Annotated in this window: 1 protein-coding gene and 1 pseudogene; both read right to left on the bottom strand. The window is 67.0% G+C overall.

The features are described from left to right. Positions 1 to 527: pseudogene (locus ENZ74_RS25645) on the bottom strand (precorrin-3B synthase); the annotation flags it as partial. Then, positions 524 to 3621, bottom strand: a 3098-nt coding sequence (gene cobN, locus ENZ74_RS25640; protein WP_127313071.1) for a cobaltochelatase subunit CobN, incomplete at its 5' end; no start/stop codon positions are given. The gene cobN and the pseudogene ENZ74_RS25645, both read right to left, overlap by 4 nt.

The following is a 3621-nucleotide window of genomic DNA, read 5'->3' as shown; positions in this document are numbered from 1 at the left end:
CTCGCATTCCTCCCGTCACCCGCGACAGACACGCGCCACCGAACTCCCGCATCGGTGCGCGTTGCAGCAAGCCGCACGTCGGCCGTGACCGCATCCATGGCGAGTTGCCCGCAGCCGTCCACAACGACCGACACCTTCGGTCTTAGGCGCTGTACGAGCCCAGCTTCTTCGATCGCAGCCCTGATACGTTCAGCCAGCGGCCGGGGATCGGCAATCTCTTGCGGATCAATGCCTGCCAGCGGCCCGGTCTCGACCGGCACGCCGGTGCGAACCGCGATATCAAGCGCATCGACCTCCGCCGCCAGCAGCGCAGCACTTTGCGCCGTCAGGCCGCGTATCTGCAAACTGCCGCGCGCGGTGACTTCCATGATGCCATTGCCGTGCCGCAAAGCGGATTCGGCTAGTCCGATCAACGACTCTGGCGACATTCCCCCAGCAACCGGGTTGAGCCGCACCAGCAGGCCGTCGCCGGTTTGCATCGGTGCCGACAAAGCCGGACAGGCGCCGCGGCGCGAGAAGGCGCTCATGCCGCCACCCCAAGTGCTTCTGCCTCGGCAATCAGGGCCGTCAAATCGTCGTCGATGGAATTGCGCAGGGGATGCCAGAGGCCGCGCCGGCGCGCCGACAGGAAACGCTCGGCGATTATTTTTGCGGCGGCGGGGTTTTCGCGCAGGATGAAGGCGCGGACCATGGGATCGCCGACATAGGCGTCATGCACCGCCTCGATCAGCGTTCCCGGAATGGCGTGCGTGGTTTCGGCGAAGCCGACCAGCCGGTCGACGGTTTCGGCGAATTCGGAGGCACCGCGCGGGCCGTGCCGCATCTGGCCAGCGATGAAACGGGCATTGACGGCGCGGGCACGCACGACGCGCGCTACGGCCTCACTGATCGAGCGTGGCTTCGGCTTTTGCGGGTCCGTGGTGTCGAGCACGATGACGTCGGCATTCCTGCCGAGCGCCGCAAGTGCTGCGGAAAAGCCGCCGATGAAGGCCACATCGGCGGAGCCCTCGAGGATGTCGCGGCCGGGGTCGTCGCCGGTGTGGACGAGAAGATCGGCTTCGGCGATGCGGCCCTCGAAGGCGCCGGGCGCGGAGATGCCTTCGCCCCCGGCGCCGCCATAGGCGTGCGATGTAGCGTCGAGATAGGCGCGGCCGATTTCGTCGCGTGCCGCCCAGTCGCCGGAGGACATGAGATCCTCGACGCCGGCGCCGTATGTGCCCGGCGAGGTGCCGAAGATGCGCGGGCTGATCTTGCCGTCGGCGCGGGTTTTGGCCGCGAGCGGGTTTTCCGAATCGTCCTCGTCGCGCGCGGCAACCGCGTTGGCTGCGGCATCGATCAGCGCGATCTGGGTCGGGAACATGTCGCGGAACAGGCCTGATATGCGCCATGTGACATCGACGCGTGGCCTTCCGAGCGTGGCCGGCGGCAGCACTTCGATGCCGGTGATGCGGCCGGTGGCCAAATCCCATTGCGGCCGGCAGCCCATCAGCGCCAGGCCTTGAGCGATCTCCTCGCCGCCGGTGCGCAGCGATGCCGAGCCCCAGAGATCGATGACTAGCGAGCGTGGCCAGTCGCCATGCGACTGCATGTAGCCGCGCACGACTTCCTCCGCCGCTGCCCTGCCCAGATCATAGGCGGTCGGCGTCGGCATGGTGCGCGGGTCCGAGGTGAACAAATTGCGGCCGGTAGGCAAGACGTCCGAGCGGCCGCGCGCAGGCGCGCCGGCCGGCCCAGCCTTGACGTGGCGGCCATCGAGCGCGGCGATGAGCGCCGTCTTCTCGGCTTCAGCACTTTGCCGGCGCATGGCGTCCGGCTCATCCTCCGGAGCGCGGCCATAGATATGCAGCCCGTCCTTGATGGCGAAATCCTTGAGGTCGCAGAGCCAGGCATCGATGCGGCGCAAGGCCTCGTCGGGCGCGTCGGTTCTGGCAACGCCGGCTTCGGAGGCGAGACCGGTTTTTTGCGCGGTGTCGACGATCAGTTTCGCCAGTCGGTCACGGCGGCGACGGTCGAGCCCGTCGGCCTGCGCATATTCGTCGACCAGCCGCTCGAGCTTGTGCTGGTTTTCGTCCAGCCCGGCGCCGGTCAGCGGTGGCGGTAAATGGCCAAGGGTGACGGCGGCAATGCGCCGCTTGGCCTGCGCCGCTTCGCCCGGGTTGGAGACGATGAAGGGATAGATGACGGGCAGGGGACCGGTGACGATCTCCGGAAAGCAGTTTTCCGACAGAGCAACGGTTTTGCCCGGCAGCCATTCAAGCGTGCCATGGGCGCCGACATGGACCAGCGCGTGGACGCCGAGCGACTTGCGCAGCCAGAGGCCGAAGGCGATCAGCGCATGGCGCGGGGGCAGCGTCGGGTCGTGGTAGTCGGCGCGGCGGTCGACGGAGCGGCCGCGGTCGGGGGCGAGGGCGATGGTGACGTTGCCGAAGGTGGCGGCGCGGAAGGGGAAGCTTCCGCGCAAACCTGTTTCGTCTTCCGCTTTGCCCCAAGCGGCTTCGACCGCAGTAATTGCCGCAGTCGGCAACTCCGTCGAGAAGGCAATGTAGTTATCTAAGGCCAATCCAGTATCGCTGGCTTCCAGCAAATCCAGCAACCCACGCGGCGTCTGCGGAATCCCCTCAATCACATAGCCCTGCTCCTTCAGGTCATGCAGCATGGCGAGCACGCTGGACGGCACGTCGAGGCCGACGGCATAGCCGGTTCGACCAGGAGCGCTAGGGTAATCCGGGATTAGGATGGCCAGCTTGCGCCCGGCGCGGGGTGTCTCCTGCAACTTGATGAAGGCCGCGACGCGGTCAGCGACCTGCGCCACGCGATCCGGTTCCGGCCGGTTGGCGAAGGCGCGGTGGCCGAGTGCGGGATCGGTCTCGGTCTCGCCCTTGAAGGAAATGGCGCCGGCGAGGACGCGGCCGTCGAGTTCGGGCAGCACGACATGCATGGCGAGGTCGGCGGGTGCCAGGCCACGCTGGTTGTTTTGCCAGATGTCGCGGCGGGTGGTGGCGACGATGACCTGGAAGACAGGCACGCCGGCGCGGTCGAACAGCGTTTCGATGCCGGGTTCGGCGCCTGAGGCGAAAGCGGTCGCGGTGATGATGGCGGCGGGCTTCAGCGCCGTCAGTGCTGTTTCCACGAAGGCGAGGGAGGTTGGGTCCTTGAGGCTGGAGACGAAGATCGGGACTGGGTCGATGCCGCGCTGCCGCAGCGCTTCAACAAGCGCATCGATGGGCGCGACATCGGCGGCCAGCAGCATCGAGCGATAGAACAGGATGGGGATGATAGGAGCGTTGACGTTGTAAGCGCCAGCATTCGATAAGTCCGGCTTCTCCACAACTCCACATCCGGGCACGTAAAAACCAGCTTTCGGCACCACCACCGGGCCGATCACTTCCGCATCCTGTCCCGCCAAGCCCGCCAGCCTGCGCACCAGCGCGCTCATATTCGCCGGGCCGCCCTCGCGGAAATAGTCGAGCAGGCCGTCCAACTCCTCGCGCGGCAGCGTCGAGGCTTCGATCAGGCGCAGATCCTCGTCGCGGCATTCGCCGGGCAGCAGCGCCAGTTTTATGCCGCGTTCGCGGGCGGTCGAGGCAAGCTGGTCGCAGCCGTAGCGCCACCAGTCGTAGC

The sequence above is a fragment of the Mesorhizobium sp. M7A.F.Ca.CA.002.15.2.1 genome (assembly GCF_003998715.1).
Taxonomy (GTDB): Bacteria; Pseudomonadota; Alphaproteobacteria; order Rhizobiales; family Rhizobiaceae; genus Mesorhizobium; species Mesorhizobium ciceri.
The sequence above is the reverse complement of the archived record's forward strand: the minus strand, read 5'-3'. Positions and strand labels throughout refer to the sequence as shown.